The 24,248-nt window shown below is 67.1% G+C and carries 20 protein-coding genes; 3 read left to right on the top strand and 17 right to left on the bottom strand.

Features of this window, described 5'->3' with window-relative positions; all coding sequences use genetic code 11:
- Positions 1–23 precede the first annotated feature (23 nt).
- The 14 genes from QTI45_RS10095 to QTI45_RS10030 all read right to left on the bottom strand — a co-directional run bounded on the left by QTI45_RS10095 (position 24) and on the right by QTI45_RS10030 (position 17,993).
- Positions 24–1,502: a glutamate synthase subunit beta gene (locus tag QTI45_RS10095; protein WP_286654243.1), complete on the bottom strand. Its 1,479-nt coding sequence runs from the start codon at positions 1,500–1,502 to the stop codon at positions 24–26.
- A gap of 167 nt (positions 1,503–1,669) precedes the next feature.
- Entirely contained in the window at positions 1,670–6,412 is a 4,743-nt protein-coding gene (locus tag QTI45_RS10090) for a glutamate synthase-related protein (protein ID WP_286369081.1), read from the bottom strand.
- 182 nt (positions 6,413–6,594) lie between these two features.
- Positions 6,595–7,290, bottom strand: coding sequence for a transposase (locus QTI45_RS10085; RefSeq protein ID WP_286369080.1), 696 nt, complete (start codon positions 7,288–7,290; stop codon positions 6,595–6,597).
- A 52-nt stretch (positions 7,291–7,342) separates the two neighbouring features.
- Positions 7,343–8,203: a class I SAM-dependent methyltransferase gene (locus QTI45_RS10080; protein ID WP_286654242.1), complete on the bottom strand. Its 861-nt coding sequence runs from the start codon at positions 8,201–8,203 to the stop codon at positions 7,343–7,345.
- Positions 8,200–8,772: a DUF1415 domain-containing protein gene (locus tag QTI45_RS10075; RefSeq protein WP_286654241.1), complete on the bottom strand. Its 573-nt coding sequence runs from the start codon at positions 8,770–8,772 to the stop codon at positions 8,200–8,202. The genes QTI45_RS10080 and QTI45_RS10075 overlap by 4 nt, the downstream gene beginning before the upstream one ends.
- Complete coding sequence (locus tag QTI45_RS10070; RefSeq protein WP_286654240.1) at positions 8,769–10,019, bottom strand: MFS transporter; 1,251 nt, start codon at positions 10,017–10,019, stop codon at positions 8,769–8,771. The genes QTI45_RS10075 and QTI45_RS10070 overlap by 4 nt, the downstream gene beginning before the upstream one ends.
- Positions 10,016–11,146 carry a deoxyguanosinetriphosphate triphosphohydrolase gene (locus QTI45_RS10065; RefSeq protein WP_286654239.1) on the bottom strand — a complete coding sequence of 377 codons (1,131 nt, stop codon included), beginning with the start codon at positions 11,144–11,146 and terminating at the stop codon, positions 10,016–10,018. Before QTI45_RS10065 ends, QTI45_RS10070 begins: the two co-directional genes overlap by 4 nt.
- 19 nt (positions 11,147–11,165) lie before the next feature.
- The gene (aroB, locus tag QTI45_RS10060; RefSeq protein WP_286654238.1) at positions 11,166–12,263 is read right to left on the bottom strand and encodes a 3-dehydroquinate synthase; all 1,098 of its coding nucleotides are present in this window, start codon (positions 12,261–12,263) and stop codon (positions 11,166–11,168) included.
- 95 nt (positions 12,264–12,358) lie between these two features.
- On the bottom strand, positions 12,359–12,910 hold the full coding sequence (locus QTI45_RS10055) for a shikimate kinase (protein ID WP_286654237.1): 552 nt from the start codon (positions 12,908–12,910) through the stop codon (positions 12,359–12,361).
- 22 nt (positions 12,911–12,932) lie between these two features.
- Positions 12,933–15,080: a type IV pilus secretin PilQ gene (locus QTI45_RS10050; RefSeq protein ID WP_286369073.1), complete on the bottom strand. Its 2,148-nt coding sequence runs from the start codon at positions 15,078–15,080 to the stop codon at positions 12,933–12,935.
- A complete protein-coding gene (locus tag QTI45_RS10045) occupies positions 15,077–15,616 on the bottom strand; it encodes a pilus assembly protein PilP (RefSeq protein WP_286369072.1) in 540 nt (179 codons plus the stop codon). The genes QTI45_RS10050 and QTI45_RS10045 overlap by 4 nt, the downstream gene beginning before the upstream one ends.
- Positions 15,613–16,296 carry a type IV pilus inner membrane component PilO gene (locus QTI45_RS10040; RefSeq protein WP_286654236.1) on the bottom strand — a complete coding sequence of 228 codons (684 nt, stop codon included), beginning with the start codon at positions 16,294–16,296 and terminating at the stop codon, positions 15,613–15,615. Before QTI45_RS10040 ends, QTI45_RS10045 begins: the two co-directional genes overlap by 4 nt.
- 6 nt (positions 16,297–16,302) lie before the next feature.
- Positions 16,303–16,917 (bottom strand): PilN domain-containing protein, encoded by a 615-nt coding sequence (locus tag QTI45_RS10035; RefSeq protein WP_286654235.1) that lies wholly within the window; start codon positions 16,915–16,917, stop codon positions 16,303–16,305.
- Entirely contained in the window at positions 16,914–17,993 is a 1,080-nt protein-coding gene (locus QTI45_RS10030) for a pilus assembly protein PilM (RefSeq protein WP_286369069.1), read from the bottom strand. The genes QTI45_RS10035 and QTI45_RS10030 overlap by 4 nt, the downstream gene beginning before the upstream one ends.
- A gap of 241 nt (positions 17,994–18,234) precedes the next feature.
- Here QTI45_RS10030 and QTI45_RS10025 point away from each other — a divergent pair, with 241 nt between their 5' ends.
- Positions 18,235–20,637, top strand: a complete 2,403-nt coding sequence (locus tag QTI45_RS10025) for a penicillin-binding protein 1A (protein WP_286654234.1) — start codon at positions 18,235–18,237, stop codon at positions 20,635–20,637.
- A gap of 36 nt (positions 20,638–20,673) precedes the next feature.
- On the opposite strand, the gene cyaY is transcribed toward QTI45_RS10025, so the two are convergent.
- Positions 20,674–21,006, bottom strand: coding sequence for an iron donor protein CyaY (cyaY, locus tag QTI45_RS10020; protein ID WP_286654233.1), 333 nt, complete (start codon positions 21,004–21,006; stop codon positions 20,674–20,676).
- Positions 21,007–21,042: 36 nt separating this feature from the next.
- Here cyaY and lptM point away from each other — a divergent pair, with 36 nt between their 5' ends.
- Both lptM and lysA read left to right on the top strand, forming a co-directional pair.
- Entirely contained in the window at positions 21,043–21,252 is a 210-nt protein-coding gene (lptM, locus tag QTI45_RS10015; protein ID WP_286369066.1) for an LPS translocon maturation chaperone LptM, read from the top strand.
- Entirely contained in the window at positions 21,249–22,529 is a 1,281-nt protein-coding gene (lysA, locus tag QTI45_RS10010) for a diaminopimelate decarboxylase (protein WP_286654232.1), read from the top strand. The genes lptM and lysA overlap by 4 nt, the downstream gene beginning before the upstream one ends.
- Here lysA and msrQ read toward each other — a convergent pair.
- Both msrQ and msrP read right to left on the bottom strand, forming a co-directional pair.
- Complete coding sequence (msrQ, locus tag QTI45_RS10005; protein ID WP_286654231.1) at positions 22,519–23,178, bottom strand: protein-methionine-sulfoxide reductase heme-binding subunit MsrQ; 660 nt, start codon at positions 23,176–23,178, stop codon at positions 22,519–22,521. The two genes, lysA and msrQ, sit on opposite strands and share 11 nt — an antisense overlap.
- A 68-nt stretch (positions 23,179–23,246) precedes the next feature.
- On the bottom strand, positions 23,247–24,245 hold the full coding sequence (gene msrP, locus QTI45_RS10000; RefSeq protein WP_286369063.1) for a protein-methionine-sulfoxide reductase catalytic subunit MsrP: 999 nt from the start codon (positions 24,243–24,245) through the stop codon (positions 23,247–23,249).
- Between the last annotated feature and the right edge of the window lie 3 nt (positions 24,246–24,248).

Here is a 24,248-nt window from a genome sequence, read left to right as displayed (position 1 = left end):
AGTGAGGGAGCGTGGGGGACAATTCAGCGCGGCAGGTCGCTGAATCCCATCAGGAATTCATCGACCGAGCGCGCCGCCTGGCGGCCCTCGCGAATCGCCCACACCACCAGCGACTGGCCGCGGCGGATGTCGCCGGCGGCGAACACCTTGGGCACATTGGTCGCATAGCCGCCGATGAAGTCGACGCTGGCACGGGCGTTGCCGCGGGCGTCCTTCTCGACCCCGAAGGCGTCCAGCACGTTGGCCACCGGGCTCACGAAGCCCATGGCCAGCAGCACCAGGTCGGCCTTGAGCACCTGCTCGCTGCCGGCCACCTCGACCATCTTGCCGTCCTTCCACTCGACGCGGACCGTCTTCAGGCCGGTGACCTTGCCCTTCTCGCCGATGAACTCCTTGGTCGAGATCGCGAACTCGCGTTCGCAGCCCTCTTCGTGGCTGGAACTGGTGCGCAGCTTGTACGGCCAGTAGGGCCAGGTCATCGGGCGGTTCTCTTCCTCCGGCGGCTGAGGCATCAGCTCGAACTGGGTCACGCTGGCCGCGCCGTGGCGGTTGCTGGTGCCCACGCAGTCGGAGCCGGTGTCGCCGCCGCCGATCACGATCACGTGCTTGCCGTCGGCGCGCAGTTGGCCCTTGACCTTGTCGCCGGCGTTGATCTTGTTCTGCTGCGGCAGGAACTCCATCGCGAAATGGATGCCGTCGAGGTCGCGGCCGGGCACCGGCAGGTCGCGCGACTGCTCTGCGCCGCCGGTCAGCAGCACCGCGTCGAACTCCTTGTCGAGCTGCTCGGGCGTGACGGTTTCCTTGGCCCAGTTCGTGACCTTGGAGCCCTTGCCCAGCGGATCCTTGGCCGCGCCGACCATCACGCCGGTGCGGAAGGTCACGCCTTCGGCCTTCATCTGCTCGACGCGGCGATCGATGTGAACCTTCTCCATCTTGAAGTCGGGGATGCCATAGCGCAGCAGGCCGCCGATGCGGTCGTTCTTCTCGAACAGCGTGACGTCGTGGCCGACGCGTGCCAGCTGCTGCGCCGCCGCCATGCCGGCCGGGCCCGATCCGACCACCGCGACCTTCTTGCCGGTCTTGTGCTTGGCGGGGCGCGCCGCGACCCAGCCTTCGTCCCAGGCGCGGTCGATGATCGCGTGCTCGATCGATTTGATGCCGACCGGATCGTCGTTGACGTTGAGCACGCAGGCAGCCTCGCAAGGCGCCGGGCAGATGCGGCCGGTGAACTCGGGGAAGTTGTTGGTCGAGTCGAGCACCACGAAGGCGCTCTCCCAGTCGGCCCGGTACACCAGGTCGTTGAAGTCCGGAATGATGTTGTTGACCGGGCAGCCGCTGTTGCAGAACGGCGTGCCGCAGTCCATGCAGCGCGCGCCCTGCACCTTGGCCTGCGCCTCGTCCAGGCCGACCACGAATTCCTTGTAATGCTTGACCCGCTCGTCGACGGGCTTGTAGCCCTCCTCGATGCGCTCATGCTCCATGAAGCCGGTGATTTTTCCCATCGTGATTCCTTAGTTCGCCCCCGCTGCTTGCTCACTTCGTGTAGCCGCCTCCCCCCATCCGGGGGCAGCACCAGCGGCCCGGCAAAGCCGGTTCCGCGGTGCTCCCCGCAGGGAGAGAAAGCGCCGACAGCAAGCTGGCACGGAGCGTGAAAGTGTTGTTGCTCGGGTTAGGCCGTGACTGGCTTGCTGGCGGCCGCATGCGGCTCCATGCCCGCATGCGCGTTGTTGCCACTGCTGGCGACCTCGACCTCGCGGTCGTGGATCTCGGCCAGCGCGCGCTTGTATTCGTTCGGGAAGACCTTCACGAACCGGGTGCGCGAGACCGCCCAGTTGTCGAGCAGTTCGCGCGCGCGCTTGCTGCCGGTCCAGCGGTGGTGCTCCTCGAGCAGCTTGCGCAGCTGCGCCTCGTCGGTCTCGCCTTCGTGCCAGACCTTGCGGTGCACGCTGGCGGTCTGCTCGGCCGAGGTCAGCACCTTGTCGAGCGACACCATCGAGAGGTTGCAGCGCGAGGCGAACTGGCCGTCCTCGTCGTAGACGAAGGCCACGCCGCCGCTCATGCCGGCCGCGAAGTTGCGCCCGGTCTTGCCGAGCACCGCGACCGTGCCGCCGGTCATGTACTCGCAGCCATGGTCGCCGGTGCCTTCGACCACCGCGGTGGCGCCCGACAGCCGGACCGCGAAGCGCTCGCCGGCGACGCCGCAGAGGTAGGCCTCGCCGGTGGTCGCGCCGTACAGCGCGGTGTTGCCGACGATCGTGTTGCGCGCCGCCTCGCCGCGGAAGTCCAGGCTCGGGCGCACCACCACGCGGCCGCCCGACAGGCCCTTGCCCGTGTAGTCGTTGGCGTCGCCGATCAGGTAGAGCGTGATGCCGCGCGCCAGGAAGGCGCCGAAGGACTGGCCACCCGTGCCTTCGAGCTGGATCCGGATCGAGTCGTCGGGCAGGCCCTGCGGATGCACCTTGGTCAGCGCGCCCGAGAGCATCGCCCCGACCGAGCGGTTGACGTTGCGCGCCACCTCGATGAACTGCACCTTCTCGCCCTTGTCGATCGCCGGGCGCGAACGCTCGATGAGCTTCACGTCGAGGCTCTTCTCGAGGCCGTGCTCCTGGTTCTCGACATGGAAGCGCGGCACGTCGGCCGGCACGTTCGGCTGTGCGAACAGACGGCTGAAATCGAGGCCGCGGGCCTTCCAGTGCTCGATGCCGGTCTTGGTGTCCAGCAGGTCGGCGCGGCCGATCAGGTCGTCGAACTTGCGGATGCCGAGCTGGGCCATGATCTGGCGCACTTCCTCGGCGACGAAGAAGAAATAGTTGACCACGTGCTCGGGCTTGCCCGAGAACTTCTTGCGCAGCAGCGGGTCTTGCGTGGCGACGCCGACCGGGCAGGTGTTCAGGTGGCACTTGCGCATCATGATGCAGCCCTCGACCACCAGCGGCGCGGTCGCGAAGCCGAACTCGTCGGCGCCGAGCAAGGCACCGATGGCGACGTCGCGGCCGGTCTTCATCTGGCCGTCGGCCTGCACCCGGATGCGGCCGCGCAGGCGGTTCAGCACCAGGGTCTGCTGGGTCTCGGCGAGGCCGATTTCCCACGGGCTGCCCGCGTGCTTGATCGACGACCACGGCGAAGCGCCGGTGCCGCCGTCGTGGCCGGCGATCACGACGTGGTCGCTCTTGCACTTGGCGACGCCCGCGGCGATCGTGCCGACGCCCACTTCGCTCACCAGCTTGACGCTGACGCTGGCATGCGGCGCGACATTCTTCAGGTCGTGGATCAGCTGCGCCAGATCCTCGATCGAGTAGATGTCGTGGTGCGGCGGCGGCGAGATCAGGCCCACGCCCGGCACCGAGTAGCGCATCTGGCCGATGTACTTCGTGACCTTGCCGCCGGGCAGCTGGCCGCCCTCGCCGGGCTTGGCGCCCTGTGCCATCTTGATCTGCACCTGGTCGGCCGACGACAGGTATTCGGCCGTGACGCCGAAGCGGCCCGAGGCCACCTGCTTGATGCGCGAACGCAGCGAGTCGCCGTCCTTGAGCGGCAGGTCGACCTCGACATTGGCCTCGCCGATCACGCTCTTGAGCGTGTCGCCCAGCTTGATCGGGATGCCCTTGAGCTCGTTGCGGTAGCGCGCCGGGTCTTCCCCGCCTTCACCCGTGTTGCTCTTGCCGCCGATGCGGTTCATCGCCACCGCCAGGGTCGCGTGCGCCTCGGTGCTGATCGAGCCGAGCGACATGGCGCCGGTGGCGAAGCGCTTGACGATCTCGCTCGCGGGCTCGACCTCGTCGACGGAAATCGCCTTGGCCGGATCGATCTTGAACTCGAACAGGCCGCGCAGCGTCAGGTGCCGGCGGTTCTGGTCGTTGATCAGCTGCGCGTATTCCTTGTAGGTGCTGAAGTTGTTGGCGCGCGTGCTGTGCTGCAGCTTGGCGATCGCGTCGGGCGTCCACATGTGCTCCTCGCCGCGCGTGCGCCAGGCGTACTCGCCGCCGGCGTCGAGCATGTGGGCGAGCACCGGATCGTCGCTGAAGGCCGCCTTGTGCATGCGGATCGCTTCCTGGGCGATCTCGAACACGCCGATGCCCTGCACCCGGCTGGCGGTGCCGGTGAAGTACTTCTCTATCGTCTCGGTGTTGAGGCCGATGGCCTCGAACAGCTGGGCGCCGCAGTAGCTCATGTAGGTGCTGACACCCATCTTCGACATGATCTTCGACAAGCCCTTGCCGACCGCCTTGACGTAGTTGTAGATCGCCTTGTCGGCGCTCAGGTCGCCCGACAGGTCCTCGTGCATCGCCGCCAGCGTTTCCATCGCCAGGTACGGGTGCACGGCTTCGGCGCCGTAGCCCGCGAGCACGCCGAAGTGATGCACTTCGCGCGCGGAGCCGGTCTCGACCACCAGGCCGGCGGTCGTGCGCAGGCCTTCGCGCACCAGGTACTGGTGGATCGCGGACAGCGCCAGCAGCGCGGGAATCGCGACCTGGGTCGGGCCGACGCCGCGGTCGCTCACGATCAGGATGTTGTGGCCGCCCTTGATGGCATCGACCGCTTCGGCGCACAGCGAGGCCAGCTTGGCCTCGACGCCTTCATCGCCCCAGGCCAGCGGGTAGGTGATGTCGAGCGTGTAGCTCTTGAACTTGCCCTGGGTGTACTTGCCGATGTCGCGCAGCTTCGCCATGTCGGCGAAGTCGAGGATCGGCTGGCTCACTTCGAGCCGCATCGGCGGGTTGACCTGGTTGATGTCCAGCAGGTTCGGCTTGGGTCCGATGAAGGACACCAGCGACATCACGATCGCCTCGCGGATCGGGTCGATCGGCGGGTTCGTCACCTGTGCGAACAGCTGCTTGAAGTAGCTGTAGAGCGGCTTGTTCTTGTTCGACAGCACGGCCAGCGGGCTGTCGTTGCCCATCGAGCCGATGCCCTCCTCGCCGGCCGCTGCCATCGGGCTCATCAGGAACTTGATGTCTTCCTGCGTGTAGCCGAAGGCCTGCTGGCGATCGAGCAGGCTGACCTCGCTGGCCGGTGCCTGCACCGTCTCGGCCTCGACGCTGTCGAGCTTGATGCGCAGGTTCTCGATCCACTGCTTGTAGGGCTTGCTGTTGGCCAGCGTCGCCTTGACTTCCTCGTCGTCGATCATGCGGCCCTGCTCGAGGTCGATCAGGAACATCTTGCCGGGCTGCAGGCGCCACTTGCGGACGATCTTCTGCTCGGGCACCGGCAGCACGCCGGACTCGGAGCCCATGATGACCAGGTCGTCGTCGGTCACGCAGTAGCGCGACGGGCGCAGGCCGTTGCGGTCGAGCGTGGCGCCGATCTGGCGGCCGTCTGTGAAGACGATCGAGGCCGGGCCGTCCCAGGGCTCGAGCATCGCGGCGTGATACTCATAGAACGCGCGGCGGCGCGGATCCATGGTGGCGTGCTGCTCCCAGGGCTCCGGGATCATCATCATCACGGCCTGGCTGATCGGGTAGCCGGACATCGTGAGCAGTTCGAGGCAGTTGTCGAAGGTGGCGGTGTCGGACTGGCCGGCGAAGCTGATCGGATAGAGCTTCTGCAGGTCGGCGCCCAGCACCGGCGAGGACATCACGCCTTCACGCGCCTTCATCCAGTTGTAGTTGCCCTTGACCGTGTTGATCTCGCCGTTGTGGGCGACATAGCGGTACGGGTGGGCCAGCGGCCATTCGGGGAAGGTGTTGGTCGAGAAGCGCTGGTGCACCAGGCCCAGCGCCGAGACGCAGCGCTGATCCTGCAGGTCGAGGTAGTAGGTGCCGACCTGGTCGGCCAGCAGCAGGCCCTTGTAGACCACTGTGCGGCTCGACATGCTCGGAACGTAGTATTCCTTGCTGTGCTTGAGCTTCAGGCGCTGGATGTTGGCGCTGGCGGTCTTGCGGATCACGTAGAGCTTGCGCTCCAGCGCGTCCTGCACGATGACGTCGTTGCCGCGGCCGATGAAGACCTGGCGCAGCAGCGGCTCCTTGGCGCGCACGTTGGGCGACATCGGCATGTCGCGGTTGACCGGCACGTCGCGCCAGCCCAGCAGCACCTGGCCTTCGACCTTGATCGCGCGCTCCATCTCCTGCTCGCAGGCCTCGCGCGAGGCGTGCTCCTTGGGCAGGAAGATCATGCCGACGCCGTATTCGCCGGGCGGCGGCAGGGTCACGCCCTGCTTGGCCATTTCTTCGCGGTACAGCAGGTCGGGCAGCTGGATCAGGATGCCGGCGCCGTCGCCCATGAGCTTGTCAGCGCCCACTGCGCCGCGGTGGTCCAGATTCTCGAGAATCTTGAGGCCCTGCAGCACGATGGCGTGGCTTTTCTCGCCCTTGATGTGGGCCACGAAGCCGACGCCGCAGGCGTCGTGCTCGTCAGCGGCGGAATAAAGACCGTTTTGTTGGAGATGCTGGATCTCGGCAGCCGTCGTCATGGGCGTGCTCCTTCAGTTTTCGCAGGGAAAAGGAGCATATTGCTTTGCACAAATAATGCCAAATCCTTTAATTGGGGTCAGATTCCAATTAAATTCCGAGAAATTTTGTCGACTACAAATTGGGGACACATCAAAATCAATAGCAACATCACCAAGCCTGGTCGGCAGTTTCGCGAGTTTTGCTAGGGCGTGCGCGGCAGCGGAGGCCTGCCTGCGCGCGCTTTCGATGTACGGCGGCCTGTGGTTTTTTGTAACGAATCGACGAAATCCGGGTCGCCGGCGGCCCAGCCGTGCAGGGTGGCGTCCGTCAGCAGGGCCTGGGCGGCGGCCGGAACGCCCGCACGCACCATTTCGGCATAGGCCGCCTCGCGGGCGAAGGGCGTGTTGCCGAGGGTCCAGTAGAGCGGATGCGGTGTCAGCAGCCGGTCGTGCGCGAGGCCGGCGTAGTGGGCATGGCTGGACCACGGGTGCTCGCGCGCCTCGTCCACCATCCCGGCGCGAACCGGATTCAGATCGATGTAGGCCATGCAGGCGAACAGGTAGCGGTCGGTCTGGATCAGGGTCGACTTGTATCGCCCTTCCCATAGCGTGCCGCTGCGGCCGTGCCGGTCGTTGAAGTAGCGCACGTAGCGCCGGCCCACCGACTGCATCCACTGCGGAAGTCCGTCGGCAGTCGACGGTGTCGCCAGCAGATGGAAGTGGTTTTCCATCAGCACGTAGGCATGCAGCGCGATGCCGAAGCGGACGGCGTTCTCACCCAGCAGGCCGAGGAACATCTCGCGATCGGCGCGGTCCAGGAAGATCGCCTGCCGGTTGTTGCCGCGCTGGATCACGTGGTGCGGCTGGCCGGCGAGCGTGAGGCGGGGCAATCGTGCCATGGCAGGAGTCGCGTGAGACAGCGCGGGAGGATCGAGCGACGTGCGCAGAGGCTCAGGGCAGCCGGAAGCGCGTCTCCAGCAGCGAGGCCAGGCCGAACTGGTCGAGCAGCTCCCGCAGGCGATCGGCCGCGCTGGCTTTGCGCTGCCCCGTATGGCGCGCGATGATGAGTTCATTCTTCATGCTGTGCTCCCAGCCCACGAGTTCGGTCACGGTGACCTGGTAGCCATGGGCTTCGAGGTACAGGCAGCGAAGCACGTTGGTGAGCTGGCTGCCGATCTCGCGGGTGTGCAGCGGATGGCGCCAGAGCTCGGCCAGCGGCGTGCGCGAGAGCGCCAGCGCCTTGGTCTCGCGCAGGCAGGCCGCGACCTCGGCCTGGCAACAAGGCACCAGCACCATGTAGCGTGCCTTCTTCGCGAGCCCGAAAGCGATCGCGTCGTCGGTGGCGGTGTCGCAGGCATGGAGCGCGGTCACGACGTCGATCCGTTCAGGCAGCTGCGCCGCCGTCGCCGACTCGGCCACCGTCAGATTGAGGAAGTCCATGCGCTCGAAACCCAGCCGCCCGGCCAGGAGGCGCGACTTGTCGACCAGATCGGCACGGGTCTCGATCCCATAGACATGGCCGGCGCCGCCCTGCTTGAAGAACAAGTCGTAGATGATGAAGCCCAGGTACGACTTGCCGGCGCCGTGGTCCGCCAGCGAAGCCTGCGCACCCTGGTCGGGCAGTTCGCGCAGCAGCTTCTCGATGAACTGGAACAGGTGGTAGACCTGCTTGAGCTTGCGGCGCGAGTCCTGGTTGAGCCGGCCCTCCCGCGTGAGGATGTGGAGCTCCTTGAGCAGTTCGACCGACTGCCCCGGGCGCAGTTCGCTCAGCACCTCAGCTTCGGCCCGGCTCGCTTTCGCAGCCTTGTTCATCGCGCACTCCCGGGTCCGACGTCGAGTGCGGTCCAGCCCTCGATGCCAAGCGCTTCGAGCGTCTCGATGTTGCGCCCGAAGATCGCCTCGGCCTCCGGAAAGGCATCCACCGCCCGGCTCACGCTGTCCTCGCGCAGCAGGTGCAAGGTCGGGTGCGGTGCGCGGTTGGTGGCGTTCGTGATGTCGTCCGGCTCGGTGCCGCCGAACTGGAAGCGCGGGTGGAAGCTGGCCAGCTGCAGCACCCCGTCGAAGCCCGCGCGCGCGAGGCGTCGCTCGGCAAGCGCCGTGAAATCATTGAAATCCAGAAAGTCGGACAAGGTGTTCGGTGCCATCAGAAGCGTAGTGTCGCGCGCGGAAGCGTCGATTGCCGAGAGCGCCTCGGCCTCGGCGAGCAGCGCGTCGATCAGGCCGGACTCGTCGGCCGGCAGATAGGCGGCATAGTGCACTTGGCCCCGCACGTGCACCGCCTTGGCGAAGGGGCACAGGTTGAGCCCGATCACGGCGCGCTCCAGCCAGCGCCGGGTGTCGGCTTCGGCCTGCGCCGCCGTGATGTCCTGGGCGTTCCTCATGCGACCTCCCTGCGCGGTATGGGCAGCGCAAGCCGGGCCGCAAGGGCCAGGCCCGCGAGCGAGCAGGACAGGGTCACGATCCAGGTCCATTGCCAGCCGCCGGCGCGATGCGCGAGCCAGGCCACGACCGGTGGCGCCACGAACTGGCCGAAGGATGAAGCCTGCTGCATCATGCCGACGGTGGTCGAGACCGTGGACTTTCCCGGCGCGAGCCGCACGCTGAGCATGAAGAGCGTTGCCGGCACCATGCCGCCGGCGAGCGAAAACATGCAGATCGCCAGGTAGCGCAGTGCGGGCGGCAGGCTCCAGGCGGCCTCGGGCGCACCGATCCGCACGAAGGCCGCGACGCTGCCGAGCGCCATCACGACGAAGCCGCAGCGCAACAGCCGCACCGGCGCCACGCCGCGCTGGAGCAGCCGCCCGCCCACCACGTTGCCGATGATGTTGAGCGCCGCCGCGAGCGCGGTCAGGGCGGCCGTCCAGCCGCCGGGGATGCCCGCGTCGACGTAGATGGCCGGCAGGAAGCCGATCACCGCGATCCACTGGGAGGCGTACACCGCGAACGCGAGCGCCAGCGTCCACGGACCTCCCGCGCTCAGCGTGTCCCGCAGCCTGGTCGACCAACCTTCGACCGCGGGCGCCGCTTCCGGGCTTCGCCGGGCCCGGTCGGCCGGCACCGCCAGCACCACCCACAGCGCCGCAGCGGCCGAGGTTGCCGCCAACGCCAACCACCAGCCCGGCCATCCCGCCCCGGCGATCAGCCACGGCCCGGCGAGCAGCGCCAAGGCGACACCGAGCGGCATGTAGGCGCCCCAGAGGCCGATCGCCGCCTTGTCGGCACCCGCCGGCGCGATGGCGCGGATCAAGCCGGGTCCCGGCATCACGGCCAGGAGAAAGCCCACGCCCTCGAGGGCCCGCAGCGCCAGCAGGCAGGCAAAGGCCCGCGCCGGATCGTCGACCCAGGCACCGACACCGCCGCCGAGGGCGCTGGCAAGACTGAGCAGCGCCAGGCCGCCCAGCATGCTGCGCCGAAGGCCCACGGTGTCGGCGGCCAGGCCCACGCCGAGGCCCAGGGTCATGCCCGCGACCTGCACCAGCGAGAGCAGGAAGCCGGCTTGCACCAATCCGATGCCGAGCGTCGCCTGCAAGGCGGGCACGGCCGGCGGCAGCTTGCCGATGTGCAGCGCGGCGGCGACGCCGCCTGCGACCACGGCGAGCGCCGCGACCGGGACCTTCGGGCGGCTCATTGAACCCACCGTTGCCTCGTGAGGCGTTCGTATTCGCGGATCGCGAACCGATCGGTCATGCCGGCGATGTAGTCCGCCACGCCACGATGGCGGTCGCTGCGACGGACGAAGGCCTCGGGCATTTCGCCGGGCGCGGCGAGGTAGGCGGCGAACAACACCCGCACCGCGGCCTGCGCCCGGTCTGCGGTCTGCGTGACCTGCGGATGGCGATAGAGATTGCGGAACAGGAAACGCTTCAGCTCGGTGGATTCCGATCGCATCACGGCGCTGAAGAGCACCAGCGGCTCGCTCCGGCGCACCGCATCGGCGTCGGCCGGCGCGGTCGACTCGATGGCGCTGCGCGTGGCATCGATGACGTCGTAGACTTGGGCGCTGAGCATCCGGCGGATGGTTTCGTAGAGCACCCTTCGGCCCTCGAGCCCCGGGTGCTCGGCCAGGGCCTCGCGCCGGTAGCGTTCGAACAGGCCGACCTCGCCCAGGAGCTCGATGCTGATCAGGCCGGAGCGCACGCCGTCGTCGATGTCATGCGCGTTGTAGGCGATCTCGTCGGCCAGGTTGCACAGCTGCGCCTCGAGCCCGGGCTGCGTGCGATCGAGGAAGCGCCGCCCCACCCCGCCCGGCTCCTCGGCCTCGATGCGTTCGGCATTGGCACGCGAGCAGTGCTTGAGGATGCCTTCGCGGGTCTCGAAGCTCAGGTTGAGGCCGTCGTATTGCGGATAGCGATGCTCGAGTTCGTCGACCACACGCAGACTCTGCAGGTTGTGCTCGAAGCCGCCGTGCGCCTGCATGCAGGCATCGAGCGCATCCTGGCCGGCATGGCCGAATGGCGTGTGGCCCAGGTCATGGGCCAGCGCGATCGCCTCGACCAGGTCCTCGTTGAGGCCCAGCGCCCGCGCGATCGACCGCCCCAGCTGGGCGACCTCGAGCGAATGGGTCAGGCGGGTCCGGAACAGGTCGCCCTCATGGTTCAGGAACACCTGGGTCTTGTAGACCAGGCGCCGGAAAGCGGTGGAATGGACGATCCGGTCGCGGTCGCGCTGGAAGGCGTCGCGGGTCGGCGCCGGCGCCTCGGCGTGGCGCCGGCCGCGCGTACGGGCCGGGTCGCTGGCGTAGGGCGCGAGGGTCATCGGCGCGGCGCCCGTGCGTTCAGGCGCCGACGCATTGCGCCAGCACCTCGCGCACCATCGCGTCGGGCGCGCTGCGCACGACCGCCGAGCCGGGCCGGTCGAGGACCACGAAGCGGATCTCCCCGGCCTCCGACTTCTTGTCGATGCGCATCAGCTCCAGATAGCGCTCGGCACCGAGGGCCGGAGCGACCACCGGCAGGCCGGCGCGCCGGACCAGCGCGGTCAGCCGCTCGACGAAGGCCGCGTCGATGCCGCCCAGGCGCTGAGACAGGTGGGCCGCCATGACCATGCCGCAGCCGACCGCCTCACCGTGCAGCCACTCGCCGTAGCCAAGGCCGGACTCGATCGCATGGCCGAAGGTGTGGCCGAAATTGAGGATCGCGCGCAAGCCGGCCTCGCGCTCGTCCTGGCCCACGACCTCGGCCTTGATCTCGCAGCTGCGCCTGACCGCGTGGGCCAGGGCGGCCGGCTCGCGGCCGACCAGTGCGTCGATGTGATCCTCGATCCAGGCCAGGAAGTCCATGTCGTAGATCGGGCCGTACTTGATCACCTCGGCCAGCCCGGCGCTGAGCTCGCGCGGCGGCAGGGTGGCCAGCGTCGCCAGGTCGCACAGCACCAGCTGCGGCTGGTAGAAGGCGCCGATCATGTTCTTGCCCAGGGGGTGGTTGATCGCGGTCTTGCCGCCGACCGAAGAATCGACCTGCGCCAGCAAGGTGGTCGGCACCTGCACGAAGGGCACGCCACGCATGTAGCTGGCGGCCGCGAAGCCGGTCATGTCGCCGACCACCCCGCCCCCCAGCGCGAACAGCACGGTCTTGCGGTCGGCGCCGCGGGCGAGCAGCGCGTCGAAGATCAGGTTCAGGGTCGGCCAGTCCTTGTGCGCCTCGCCGTCGGGCAGCTCGAGCACATGGACCTCGCGGTAGCGGCCGGCCAGCGCCGACCGCAGCGCCGCCGCGTAGAGCGGCGCCACCGTGGTGTTGGTGACGATCAGGGCGCTGGCTGCCGCAGGGACCGTGGCGAAATGGCGCGCATCGCCGAGCAGGCCGCTGCCGATCAGGATCTGGTAGCTGCGCTCGCCGAGCCGGATCTCGACGCTTTCGGGGGCAATCAATGACATCCCCCGAGTTTAGGGGCTCGCCCGGCCGCCTTGGCTCAGACCGGCGCCGGGCCGCCCCAAGCCGGTTTGCGCCCCCTGACGAGCGTGGGAGCCACTCAGTCCTCCGACAGGCTGCCGCCGGGGCCGGGTGCCGTCACGACCCCGGCCAGTTCGAGCTGCATCACGATGATGTTGACCACCACCGCGATCGACGGCCGCCCGGTTTCGACTGTTTCATGGGCGGTTTCGCGGTAGAGCGGATCGCGTGCGTCGTGGAGCTCGCGCAGCCGGCCCAGCGGGTCGGCCACCTGCAGCAGCGGACGCTTGACGTCGTGGCGCAGCCGGCGGAAGAGTTCCTCGGGCAGCGAACGCAGGTAGAGCACATGGAAATGCGCGCGCAAGATCTGCCGATTGGCCTCCCGCAGCACGCAGCCCCCACCGGTGGCCACCACGCCATGCGGCGCCGCGGCCAGGTCGGCGATGACCGACTGCTCGACATCCCGGAAACTGGCTTCGCCCTCGCGCTCGAAAAAGTCGCGAATGGAACAGCCGATCCGCTCTTCGATGACGTGATCGCTGTCGACGAAGGGAAGCTGAAGGCGCTGCGCAAGGCGCCGGCCAATCGCGGATTTGCCGGCGCCGGGCAAGCCGACGAGTGCGACCGCCATGCAAGGCTGCGAACGCTGCGCCTCAGCGCGCAGCGTTGCGGTCGGTGATCATTTTCGGGGTGATGAAGACGAGCATTTCAGTTTTGTTGGCAGTGCGAGTGCGCGTCCGGAACAGCGCGCCCACATAGGGCACTTCGCCGAGCACCGGGATGCGCGATTCGTCGTTGGATTCGGTGAGTTCGAAGATACCACCAATGACGACCGTGCCGCCGTTCTCGACCAGCACCTCGGTCTGCACGTGCTTCGTGTTGATTGCGAAGCCTGCGGTGGTCGGCTGACCCACCGTGTCCTTGTTGACGTCGAGCGTCAGGATGATGTTGCCCTCAGGCGTGATCTGGGGCGTGACCTCGAGCTTCAGGTTCGCCTTGCGGAAGGCGATCGAGGTGGCGCCGCTGGAGGTCGCGACCTGGTAGGGCAGTTCGGTGCCCTGCTCGATCAGCGCCTTGGTCTGGTCGGCGGTCACGACACGCGGGCTCGACACCACCTTGCCCTTGCCGTCGGCTTCGAGGGCCGAGATCTCGAGGTTCAGCATCCGCGAGAAGCTCGAATTGAACAGCGAGATCGCGAAGGTGCCGGGCGCGTTGCCGTTGCCCGACACGCCGGTCGAGGGCAGGTTCACGAAGTTGGAGTTCGTGAAGGTGGTCAGCGCCTGCGAGGGATTGCCGTTCAGGCCTGGCGTCACGACCGGCATCACGCCGGCATTGCCGAAGATGTTGCTGCCGTTGACCGAACCGACCGAACCGCCGGCGATACCGCCGCCGAGCTTCACGCCGAGCGACTTGCCGAAAGTGTCGGCGGCTTCGACGATGCGCGCCTCGATCAGCACCTGCCGCACCGGGATGTCCAGCTTCTGGATCAGCTCGGCCACCTGCACCAGCCGCGACGGGATGTCCGACACGAACAGCTGGTTGGTGCGGGCTTCGGCGATCACGCTGCCACGCGGGCTCAGGATGCGGGTGGTCGAGCCGCCACCGCCGCCGCCGCCGCTGGCGCCAGTGCCGGTCAGGCCCTGGGCGATCTGCAGCGCCTTGGTGTAGTTGAGCTGGAAGGACTGCGTGCGCAGCGGCTCCAGGTTCTGGATCGCGGCCTGGGCCTCGAACTCCATCTTTTCCTTGGCGTTGATCTCGTCCTTGGGCGCGATCCACAGCACACTGCCGTTCTTGCGCATGCCCAGGTTCTTGGCCTGCAGGATGATGTCCAGCGCCTGGTCCCAGGGCACGTCCTTCAGGCGCAGGGTCAGCGAGCCGGTGACCGAGTCGGAGGTGACGATGTTGAAGTTCGTGAAGTCGGCAATCACCTGCAGCAGCGAGCGGACCTCGATGTTCTGGAAGTTCAGCGACAGCTTTTCGCCGTTGTAGCCGACGCCTTGCGTGAGCTTGGTCGGGTCGATCTTGCGCGGGCGCACCTCGACCACGAACTGGTTCTCGCTCTGGTAGGCGCTGTGCTCCCACTCGCCGCGCGGTTCGATCACCATCCTCACGCGGTCACCGACCTGCTGGGTGGTCACGAGTTGCACCGGCGTGCCGAAGTCGGAGACGTCGAGCCGGCGGCGCAGGCCTTCAGGCAAGGTCGACTTGGTGAATTCGACCACCAGGTTCTTGCCCTGCTGGCGGATGTCGACGCCCACCTGGTTGTTGGCCAGGTCGACGATCACGCGGCCGGTGTTGTCGCTGCCGAGGCGGAAATCCACGTCGCGCAGGGGCAGCATGTCGCGGTTGCGGTTCTCGGCAAAGGCCGAGGGGGTCGAGCTGACCAGCGCGGCACCGGCCACTGGCTCGAGCGAGACCAGCAGCGACTTGCCCTGGATTTCTGTCTTGTACGCGGTCGCCTGCTTGAGGTTCAGCACCAGTCGGGTGCGCTCGCCGGCCTGGACCACGTTGACCGAGCGCAGGTTGCCCTGGTTGACCTCGATCGCGTTGCGGCCGATCGCATTGGTCACGCCCGGGAAGTCGAGGGCGACGCGTGCCGGCGACTGGATCGCGAAGCCGGTCGGCGCCGCTGCCAGCGGCTGACTGAAGTCGATCCGGATCACTTCGGCGCCGGACTGCATCGAGCTCGTGACCGATTCGATCGCGTTCTGGGCATGCACGACGGCTGCCGCGCTGAATGCCACGACCGCCGCACCGGCCACGCGCAGCCACTGCGCGAGCTTTGATTTTTGTTGGTTCATTTCGACCTCTCTTGCAACTGCAGCGTCGCCACGCGTTCGATCCATTCACCGGCGGCGTCCTGCACGATTTCACGCAAGCCGAGTTCGGTTTCGCTGATACGGGTGATGCGCCCGTAGTTGAGTCCCAGATAGTTGCCGACCCGCACCTGGTAGAGCAGCTTGTCGACGGTGATCAGCGCCACAGGCTCGCCGTTGCGGCTCAAGCTGCCCACCATCGCCATCGAGTCGAGCGGGAAGGCTTCCAGCGCTTCCTTGCGGCGCGCCAGCTCCGGCGCGATGAGACCCGAAGTGCTGGGCTGAGCCGAGTCGCGGCGCAGCGCCTGCGTCAGCTTCTGCATGTTGAACGGGTCGATGGCCGCACCTTCGGTGTAGGCCTGCGGAGTGAACTTCTTCGGCTCCGTGATGGGCGGCACATTGGGCTTCACCTGCGCCCGCTGCTCTGCCATCCAGCGCCGAAGGTCTTCCTGCTCGGAGCCCAGGCAGCCGGTCAGGCCGACCGCCGCAACGGCAATCCATAGAAAGCTGAGCGTTCTCATTTCTTCTTCGCCCCCGCAGCCGCGGCGGCCGCCCGCTTCTGTGCCGCCTGCTCTTCCTCGTCGAGGTAGCGATAGGTCCGCGCCGTGGCATCCATGACCAGCGCGCCATCTTTCTGCGGTGCCAGCGAGACATTGTTGAGGGTCACGATGCGCGACAGGTTCGCGATGTCGGCCGCGAAGGCGCCCATGTCGTGGTACCGGCCAGTCACGCGGACCGCGATGGGGAGCTCGGCGTAGTAGTCCTTGACCGATATCCCGCCCGGACGGAACAACTCGAACTGCAGGCTGCGGCCGAGCCCGGCCTGGTTGATGTCCGACAGCAGGGCATCCATCTCGGCCTTGCTGGGCAGCTGCTTCTCGAGCAGCGTGACGTATTGCTGCACCTGCTCGCGCTGCTTCTTGAGCAGGTCGAGATTGGCCGCCTGCGCCACCTTCTTCTGGTAGTCCGCGCGGAGCGTGACTTCCTTGGAGCGCTCGGCCTCGAGCTCGTCGTTCGAATTGGTCAGCCAGAAGAACCACAGCGCCACCAGCACCACCACCGCCACCGCGACGCACAGGGCGTAGCGCGGCACCGGGGGCCAGGCCGCCGGGTCGTTGGGATTCAGGCCCTGGAACTGCCGGCCGAGGCGCTGCAGGGACAGCGTGAGATCGAACCTCTCGGAAGGGCGTTTCTTTGCCATGGCCGCTTACCCCTTCGCCTTGACGGCTGCCGGCGTGCCGGCGGCTGGTTTCTGGGCGTCGGTCGGCCGCTTGAGACCGATGCGCATCTTGAAGTTCGCCACGCGCCGCACGTCGCGCGCGCTCAGAGTCACGTTCGCCGAGGTGATCTCGATCAGCTCGGGCTTGACCAGCCATGGGCTGCTGTTGCCCAGATTGCGCAGCAGTTCGGAGACCCGCTCGTTGGACTGCGCCATGCCTTGCAGCGTGACGGTCTGGTTTTCCTGCTTCATGCTCGTGATGTAGACGCCGTCGGGCAATTGCCGCACGAGTTCGTTGAGCAGGTGCACCGGCAGGTTGCGGTCGCCCTGCAGGTCCTCGACCGCGGTCTGGCGTGCGCGCAGGGCTGCGATCTCGGCCTGGAGGGTCGAGATTTCCTTGATCTCGGTCTCGAGCTTCGTGATCTCGGTCTTCAGCAGCGTGTTCTTCGCTTGCTGGCTCGAGATCTGGGCCTCGAACCAGAGGAAGGCGGCGCCGGCGATGAGGCAGCCCAGCAAGGCCGAGAAGCCCAGCGTGGCGTAGAAGGTCTCGCGCCGACGCTTGCGCGCGGCCTCCCGGTGCGGGAGCAGGTTGATCAGGATCACTGCAGGAACCTCCGCATCGCCAGGCCGCAGGAGGTCAGGTAGGACGGCGCCTCACGCCGCACCTTCTTCTCGCGGATGCCGCTGCCGATCTCCATGCCATCGAAGGGATTCACCAGCGAACAGGCAAACGACGTCTGGCGCGTGACCGCCGTCGTGAGACCGGGCAGCGCCGCCGACCCTCCGGCCAGCAGCACATAGTCGACGCGGTTGTGCGGCGTGCTGGTGAAGAAGAACTGCAACGCCCGGGCGATTTCCTGCGCGATGCTGGCCACGAAGGGCTTGAGCACGCCTGCGCCGTAGTCGTCGGGCAGGTCCCCGCTGCGCTTCTTGGCTTCGGCCTCTTCGGCGGAAAAGCCGTACTGGCGCACGATGAGCTGGGTCAGCTGCGCGCCGCCGAAAGCCTGGTCGCGGTCATAAAGCACTTCCTGGTTGCGCAACACCTGCATGCTGGTGGTGAACGCGCCGACCTCGAACAGAGCCACCACCGCATCCTGGCCCTGGCCCGGGAGCTGCTCGATCAGGCGCGCCGTGGCGAGCCGGGAGGCATAGGACTCGACATCGAGGATCACGGCCTTGAGGCCCGAGGCCTCGGCCAGGCCCTGGCGGTCCTGGACCTTTTCCTTGCGCGAAGCGGCGATCAGGACCTCGACGTCGCCGGCCGAATTGGCGCTCTGCCCGATGACGCAGAAATCCAGACTCACCTCGTCGAGCGAGAACGGGATGTACTGGTTGGCCTCCGACTCGACCTGGATCTCGAGTTCCTGCTCGCTCATGCCGCCGGGCAGCACGATCTTCTTGGTGATCACGGCCGAAGGCGGCAGCGCCAGGGCGACGTTCTTGGTACGGGTGCCGCTCTTGCGGACCACACGCCGCACGGCTTCCGCGACTTCATCGAACTTCTCGACGTTGCCGTCGGTGATCCAGCCACGTTCGAGGGGCTCGATCGCACAGCGTTCGAGCACCAGCCTGCCGCTCGCGTCACGGCCCAGCTCGACCAGCTTGACGCTGGAAGAACTGACGTCCAGCCCGAGCAGAGGCGCGGGCTGGCGGCGAAACAACGATCCGAAAGCAGTCAAGTTCGATCCCATCCGTTTGTAACGATTGGAAATAATTGCGTGTGGTTGCATGCTAGCAGCAAGGTGCGAGCCCAACCAAGCGTCCCAACCCTGGCGAGTGAGCAATCGTTGTCAAAAGTCGACGTAACGGTTTGGAACTGCAACTTACGTCACAAATAAGAGTACTTGGGTCCTAACTGCTACGGCGGCACCGTCCTACGACGGCGCGTTTTTATAATGCGCTCAGACTCCAACAGCCTCAATGCCCGAAACATCTCGACCCAAAGGGCCTTCAAAGGCTCCCGTTCCCAAACGCCCGACCTGGCTGACATGGCTGTTGCGCTTCATCCTGTGGAGCCTCGGCATCGTGGCGGCCGGGGCGGTCGCGCTGGTCTGCGTGATCGCGGTCGCGCTGGCCGTGGCCTACCCCAATCTGCCCGACATCTCGGACCTCGCGGACTACCGGCCGAAGCTGCCGCTGCGGGTCTTCTCGGCCGAGGGGATCCTGATCGGCGAGTTCGGTGAAGAGCGTCGCAACTTGACCCCGATCGCGACCATCCCGAAGATCATGAAGGACGCGGTGCTGGCGGCCGAGGATGCGCGCTTCTACGACCACGGCGGCGTCGACTACAAGGGCATGCTGCGGGCCGGCATCGCCAACATGAACCGGGCCAAGAGCCAGGGTGCGTCGACCATCACGATGCAGGTGGCGCGCAACGTCTACCTGAGTTCTGAAAAGACGCTGACCCGCAAGATCTACGAGGTGCTGCTGACCTTCAAGCTCGAGCATCTGCTGAGCAAGGACCAGATCTTCGAGATCTACCTGAACCAGATCTACCTGGGCAATCGGGCCTATGGTTTCGCGGCCGCGTCGGAGGCCTATTTCGGCAAGCCCCTGTCGGAGATCACGATCGCCCAGGCCGCCATGCTGGCCGGGCTGCCGAAGGCGCCCGGGGCCAACAACCCGGTCAACAATCCGGCACGCGCGCGCGGCCGCCAGCTGTACGTGATCGACCGCATGCAGGAAGCCGGCTTCATCAGCGCCGAGCAGGCCGCGCAGGCGCGCAAGGAGGACCTGCACCTGCGCGACGCCGCCGACCCGAGCCGCCTGCACGCCGAATACGTCGCCGAGACCGTGCGCCAGCTGATGTACGCCCAGTACGGCGACAGCACCTACACCCGCGGACTCAAGGTCTACACCACGCTGGTGGCCGCCGACCAGGCTGCTGCCTACCGCGCGCTGCGCCGCGGCATCATGGACTACGAGCGGCGCCAGATCTACCGTGGACCGGAGAAGTTCGTCGAACTTCCGAACAATCCCAAGGAACTGGACGAGGCCGTCGATGACGCGCTGGCCGAGCATCCCGACAACGGCGACGTGATGTCGGCGGTGGTGCTGAAGGCGAACGCCAAGGAAATCCAGGCGGTCCGGGGCAATGGCGACGCCGTGCAGATCACCGGCGAAGGCCTGAAGCCGGCGCAGTCGGGACTTTCCGACAAGGCGCCGCCAAACATCAAGATCCGCCGCGGCGCCGTGATCCGGGTCGTGAAGACGCCCAAGGGCGCCTGGGAAATCACCCAGCTGCCCGAAGTCGAAGGCGCCTTCGTCGCGGTCGACCCGCGCGACGGCGCGGTCAAGGCGATGGTCGGCGGCTTCGACTTCGACAAGAACAAGTTCAACCATGTGACGCAGGCCTGGCGCCAGCCGGGCTCGAGCTTCAAGCCCTTCATCTATTCGGCCGCGCTCGAGAAGGGCTTCACGCCCAGCACGGTGATCAACGACGCGCCGCTGTTCTTCGATGCCGGCACCACCGGCGGCCAGCCCTGGGAGCCGAAGAACTATGACGGCAACTTCGAGGGCCCGATGTCGATGCGCCGGGCGCTGATGAAGTCGAAGAACATGGTGTCGATCCGCATCCTGCAATCGATCGGCACGCGCTACGCCCAGGACTGGGCCACCAATTTCGGCTTCGAGCGCGAGAAGCACCCGGCCTATCTGCCGATGGCACTGGGCGCCGGCTCGGTGACGCCGATGCAGATGGTGACCGCCTATTCGGTGTTCGCCAACGGCGGCTACCGCGTCAATCCCTACCTCGTGACCCGGGTCACCGACCACAAGGACAAGGTGCTGATCGACAAGCAGCCGCCGCTGCTCAACGAGACCCTGCGCGCGGTGCCGCAGCGCAATGCCTTCCTGATGGCCAGCCTGCTGCAGTCCGTGGCCAGCGGCGGCACGGCCGCCAAGGCGCAGGCGACGCTCAAGCGCACCGACATCTACGGCAAGACCGGCACCACCAACGATTCGCTGGACGCCTGGTTCGCGGGCTTCCAGCCGACCATGGCGGCAGTGGCCTGGATGGGCTACGACACGCCGCGCAAGCTCGGCGACCGCGAGACCGGCGGCGGCCTGAGCCTGCCGATCTGGATCAATTTCATGGAGACCGCGATCAAGGGCGTGCCGGTGGCCGAGGTGCCGGCGCCGCCGGGCGTGGTGAACGTCGGCGGCGAGTGGTACTACGACGACTACGCGCCGGGCCGCGGCGTCGCCAGCCTGGGCGTCGAGAGCGGGCCGACGCCGCCGGCCGAGGCGGTTGCGGCGCCGCCGATCAGCGCACCGGCGCCGGTCGAAGAGCGCAGCCGGATCCTGGACCTCTTCAGGAACTAGCGTCAGGGGCCGGGCTGCGCCGGCCTGGAGGAGCGCTCAGCCGGAGATGAACTGGAGCGGCTGGCCGGATTGCAGGGTCGCCTCGCGCGACAGGTTGCCGAAGAACTCCTCGCCGGTCTTGGTGTCGACCCAGGCCTGGCCGTCGTGGCGGTAGTGGTAGCCGCCCGAGCGGGCCGCCAGCCAGATCTCCTGCAGCGGCTTCTGCAGATTGACGATCAGCTGGCTGCCGTTGCGGAAGGTGATCGTGATCATCCCCCCGACCCGCTGGTTGTCGATGTCGACATCGCTTTCATCGTTGATGCGGTCGCAGCTGCGCTCGATCGCGGCCAGCGCGGCTTCTGCGCGGTCCATGTACTCGGGGTCGGTCATTACAATTTCGCCATGTTGAAAGTTCGCCAAATTCTAGTGAGCGCCTTAGGCCTCGCGCTCGTAGGGGTCGGCCTGACGGCCTGCGGCCAGAGGGGCGCGCTGTACCTGCCCACGGATCCGATCGCCAAGGACCGCACCACCCTCCCCGGCTTGCTGCTGCCCACGCCACCCGCCAGCACCTCGCAGGACGCCGACGCGCCGAACCCGGCAAGCACCAGCCGCGCACCCGCAGGGGCTTCGAAGTGAGCGCGGCGACCCTGCTCCCGGGCCACCCCTACATCGCGCGCCAGGGCGACGCGCTGCAGGTCGAAGGCCTGCCGCTCGCCGCCCTCGCGCAGGAACACGGCACGCCCCTCTTCGTCTATTCGAAGCAATGGATGCTCGACGCCCTCGCCGCCTACCAGCGCGGCTTCGAGGGCCGCGATGCCATGGTCTGCTACGCCATCAAGGCGAACTCCTCGCTCGGCGTGCTGCGCGTCTTCGCCGAGGCCGGCTGCGGTTTCGACATCGTTTCGGGCGGCGAACTGGCGCGCGTGCTCGCCGCCGGCGCCGATCCGGCCAAGGTGATCTTCTCGGGCGTCGGCAAGACCCGCGCCGAGATGCGCCAGGCGCTGGCCGCCGGCATCGGCTGCTTCAACGTCGAAAGCGAGGCCGAACTCGATGTGCTCAACGCCGTGGCGCTCGAAGAGGGACGCCCTGCGGCGGTCAGCATCCGCATCAATCCGAACGTCGATCCAAAGACGCATCCCTACATCTCGACCGGACTCAAGGGCAACAAGTTCGGCGTCGCCCACGACCGCGCGGTCGCGATCTACCTGCATGCGGCTTCGCTCAAGGGCCTGAAGGTGGTGGGCATCGACTGCCACATCGGCTCGCAGATCACCGACGCCTCGCCCTACCTCGAGGCGCTGGAGCGCGTGCTCGACCTGGTCGAGGCGATCGAGAAGGCGGGCGTTCCGTTGCACCACCTCGACTTCGGCGGCGGCCTGGGCATCGACTACAACGGAGACACGCCCCCCGCAGCCGACGCGCTCTGGCAGCAGCTGCTGGCTCGCCTCGACGCCCGCGGGTTCGGACGCCGCCGGCTGATCGTCGAGCCGGGGCGTTCGCTGGTCGGCAACGCCGGCGTCTGCGTGACCGAGGTGCTCTACCTCAAGCCGGGCGAGGAAAAGAACTTCTGCATCGTCGATGCAGCCATGAACGACCTGCCCCGGCCGGCCATGTACCAGGCCTTCCATCAGATCGTTTCCGTCACGCGGCGCGCCGGCGAGGCGGCAACCTACGACGTGGTCGGCCCGGTCTGCGAGAGCGGCGACTGGATCGGCCGCGACCGTGCCTTGCGGGTCGAGTCGGGCGACCTGCTCGCGGTGCTGTCCGCAGGTGCCTACTGCATGGCGATGGCCAGCAACTACAACACGCGCGGCCGCGCGGCCGAAGTGCTGGTGAGCGGCACGCAGGCGACGCTGATCCGGCGCCGCGAGTCTATCGACGACCAGCTCGCAAGCGAGCGTTTCAACGACTGACTGGCCCCCGGGTTGCTGCGGTGATCGGCCGCGGCACCTGGCCGCCTTCCCTCTTCTTGCGCGCGAAGTTCCAGACGCGCCAGCCCAGCAGCAGGCCGATGATCGCGGCATAGACGAACACTTCGGCGAAGTTGTTCTTGCCCGCGCGCATCCAGAAGAAGTGCAGCAGCCCGAGGCCGGAGATCACGTAGACCAGCTTGTGCAGCGCCTGCCAGCGCTTCGCGCCGAGCGCCTTGATCGCGCGGTTGAACGAAGTGGCGGCCAGCGGCGTCAGCAGCATGAAGGCCGAGAAGCCGACCAGGATGAACGGCCGCTTGGCGATGTCCTTGGCGATCTCGGGCACATCGAAGCCCATGTCGAACCAGCTGTAGCTCAGCAGGTGCAGCACCACGTAGAAGTACGCGAACAGCCCCAGCATCCGGCGAAAGCGGGCCAGCGCATTGGTCCCGGTCATGACGCGCAGCGGCGTCACGGCCAGCACGATGCAGATGAAGCGCAGGGTCCAGTCGCCGGTCGCGCGGATCAGGTATTCGGCCGGGTTGGCGCCGAGCCCGTCGGTCAGCGCGCCGTAGAACAGCCACGCGAAGGGCAGCAGGCACAGCACGAACACCAGGGGCTTGGCGGCGGGGTGCAGCAGCAGCTTGTTCATGTCTTTTCTAGTCAGTTGAGGACAGAGCAAAAACTGCTGCGCAGTTTCTTGGTCTGTCCCGCAAAGTCTCAGTAATTCTTCTTCAAGTCCATCCCGGCATACAGCTGGCCGACCTGGGCCTCGTAGCCATTGAACAACTGGGTCTTGGTTCGCTTCGCGAAAAGGCCGCTGCCGTCGCCGATGCGGCGCTCGGTCGCCTGGCTCCAGCGCGGGTGGTCGACGTTCGGGTTGACGTTCGAATAGAAGCCGTACTCCTGCGCCGCAGCCTTGTTCCAGGCCGTGCCGGGCTCCTTCTCGACGAAGCGGATCTTGACGATCGACTTGGCGCTCTTGAAGCCGTACTTCCAGGGCACGACGATGCGCACCGGGGCGCCGTTCTGGTTCGGCAGCACCTCGCCGTACATGCCGAAGGTGAGCAGCGTGAGCGGATGCATCGCCTCGTCCATGCGCAGGCCCTCGGCGTAGGGCCAGTCGAGCACGCGCGAGCCGACGAAGGGCATGGTCTTGGGGTCCGCGAGGGTCAGGAACTCGACGTATTTCGCATTGCCCTGCGGCTCGACCTTCTTGATCAGTTCGGACAGCGAGTAGCCGACCCAGGGAATCACCATCGACCAGCCCTCGACGCAGCGCAGGCGGTAGATGCGCTCTTCCTGGGCGCTGAGCTTGATCAGGTCCTCGATGCCGTACTTGCCCGGTTTCTTGACCAGGCCTTCGACCTCGACCGTCCAGGGCCGGGTCTTGAGGGTGCCGGCGTTCTTGACCGGATCGCCCTTGTCGGTGCCGAATTCGTAGAAGTTGTTGTAGCTGGTGGCGTCCTTGTAGTCGGTCAGCTTTTCCATCGTCTGGGCGCCGGCGACCGTCGACTTCGCACCCGGCAAAGGCGCCAGCTTGCCCGGGGCGGCTGCCTGGGCCATGGCATCGCGCGCGGCCCAGGAGGCCATGGCGGCACCGGCGACGCCGCCGGCCAGCCAGCGCAGCATCTCACGCCGCCCTTCGTAGGCGGCACGGGGGGTGATCTCGCTCGAACGCGGGTGGATGAAGCCGTCGTCGCGGGACTGAATCAACATGAT

This window comes from Variovorax saccharolyticus (genome assembly GCF_030316765.1).
In the GTDB taxonomy this organism is placed as follows: Bacteria; Pseudomonadota; Gammaproteobacteria; order Burkholderiales; family Burkholderiaceae_C; genus Variovorax; species Variovorax saccharolyticus.
This window is presented reverse-complemented; position numbering and strand designations above follow the sequence as displayed.

What these genes read in the sequence shown, in the direction of transcription:
- QTI45_RS10065 (WP_286654239.1), bottom strand. Translation starts at nt 11,146, where the DNA reads ATGACCCTCGCGCCCTACGCCAGCGACCCGGCCCGTACGCGCGGCCGG.
- QTI45_RS10090 (WP_286369081.1), bottom strand. Translation starts at nt 6,412, where the DNA reads ATGACGACGGCTGCCGAGATCCAGCATCTCCAACAAAACGGTCTTTAT.
- aroB (WP_286654238.1), bottom strand. Translation starts at nt 12,263, where the DNA reads ATGTCATTGATTGCCCCCGAAAGCGTCGAGATCCGGCTCGGCGAGCGC.
- QTI45_RS10050 (WP_286369073.1), bottom strand. Translation starts at nt 15,080, where the DNA reads ATGAACCAACAAAAATCAAAGCTCGCGCAGTGGCTGCGCGTGGCCGGT.
- QTI45_RS10045 (WP_286369072.1), bottom strand. Translation starts at nt 15,616, where the DNA reads ATGAGAACGCTCAGCTTTCTATGGATTGCCGTTGCGGCGGTCGGCCTG.
- QTI45_RS10095 (WP_286654243.1), bottom strand. Translation starts at nt 1,502, where the DNA reads ATGGGAAAAATCACCGGCTTCATGGAGCATGAGCGCATCGAGGAGGGC.
- QTI45_RS10040 (WP_286654236.1), bottom strand. Translation starts at nt 16,296, where the DNA reads ATGGCAAAGAAACGCCCTTCCGAGAGGTTCGATCTCACGCTGTCCCTG.
- msrQ (WP_286654231.1), bottom strand. Translation starts at nt 23,178, where the DNA reads ATGAACAAGCTGCTGCTGCACCCCGCCGCCAAGCCCCTGGTGTTCGTG.
- QTI45_RS10080 (WP_286654242.1), bottom strand. Translation starts at nt 8,203, where the DNA reads ATGAACAAGGCTGCGAAAGCGAGCCGGGCCGAAGCTGAGGTGCTGAGC.
- msrP (WP_286369063.1), bottom strand. Translation starts at nt 24,245, where the DNA reads ATGTTGATTCAGTCCCGCGACGACGGCTTCATCCACCCGCGTTCGAGC.
- QTI45_RS10025 (WP_286654234.1), top strand. Translation starts at nt 18,235, where the DNA reads ATGCCCGAAACATCTCGACCCAAAGGGCCTTCAAAGGCTCCCGTTCCC.
- QTI45_RS10085 (WP_286369080.1), bottom strand. Translation starts at nt 7,290, where the DNA reads ATGGCACGATTGCCCCGCCTCACGCTCGCCGGCCAGCCGCACCACGTG.
- QTI45_RS10075 (WP_286654241.1), bottom strand. Translation starts at nt 8,772, where the DNA reads ATGAGGAACGCCCAGGACATCACGGCGGCGCAGGCCGAAGCCGACACC.
- cyaY (WP_286654233.1), bottom strand. Translation starts at nt 21,006, where the DNA reads ATGACCGACCCCGAGTACATGGACCGCGCAGAAGCCGCGCTGGCCGCG.
- QTI45_RS10055 (WP_286654237.1), bottom strand. Translation starts at nt 12,910, where the DNA reads ATGGCGGTCGCACTCGTCGGCTTGCCCGGCGCCGGCAAATCCGCGATT.
- QTI45_RS10070 (WP_286654240.1), bottom strand. Translation starts at nt 10,019, where the DNA reads ATGAGCCGCCCGAAGGTCCCGGTCGCGGCGCTCGCCGTGGTCGCAGGC.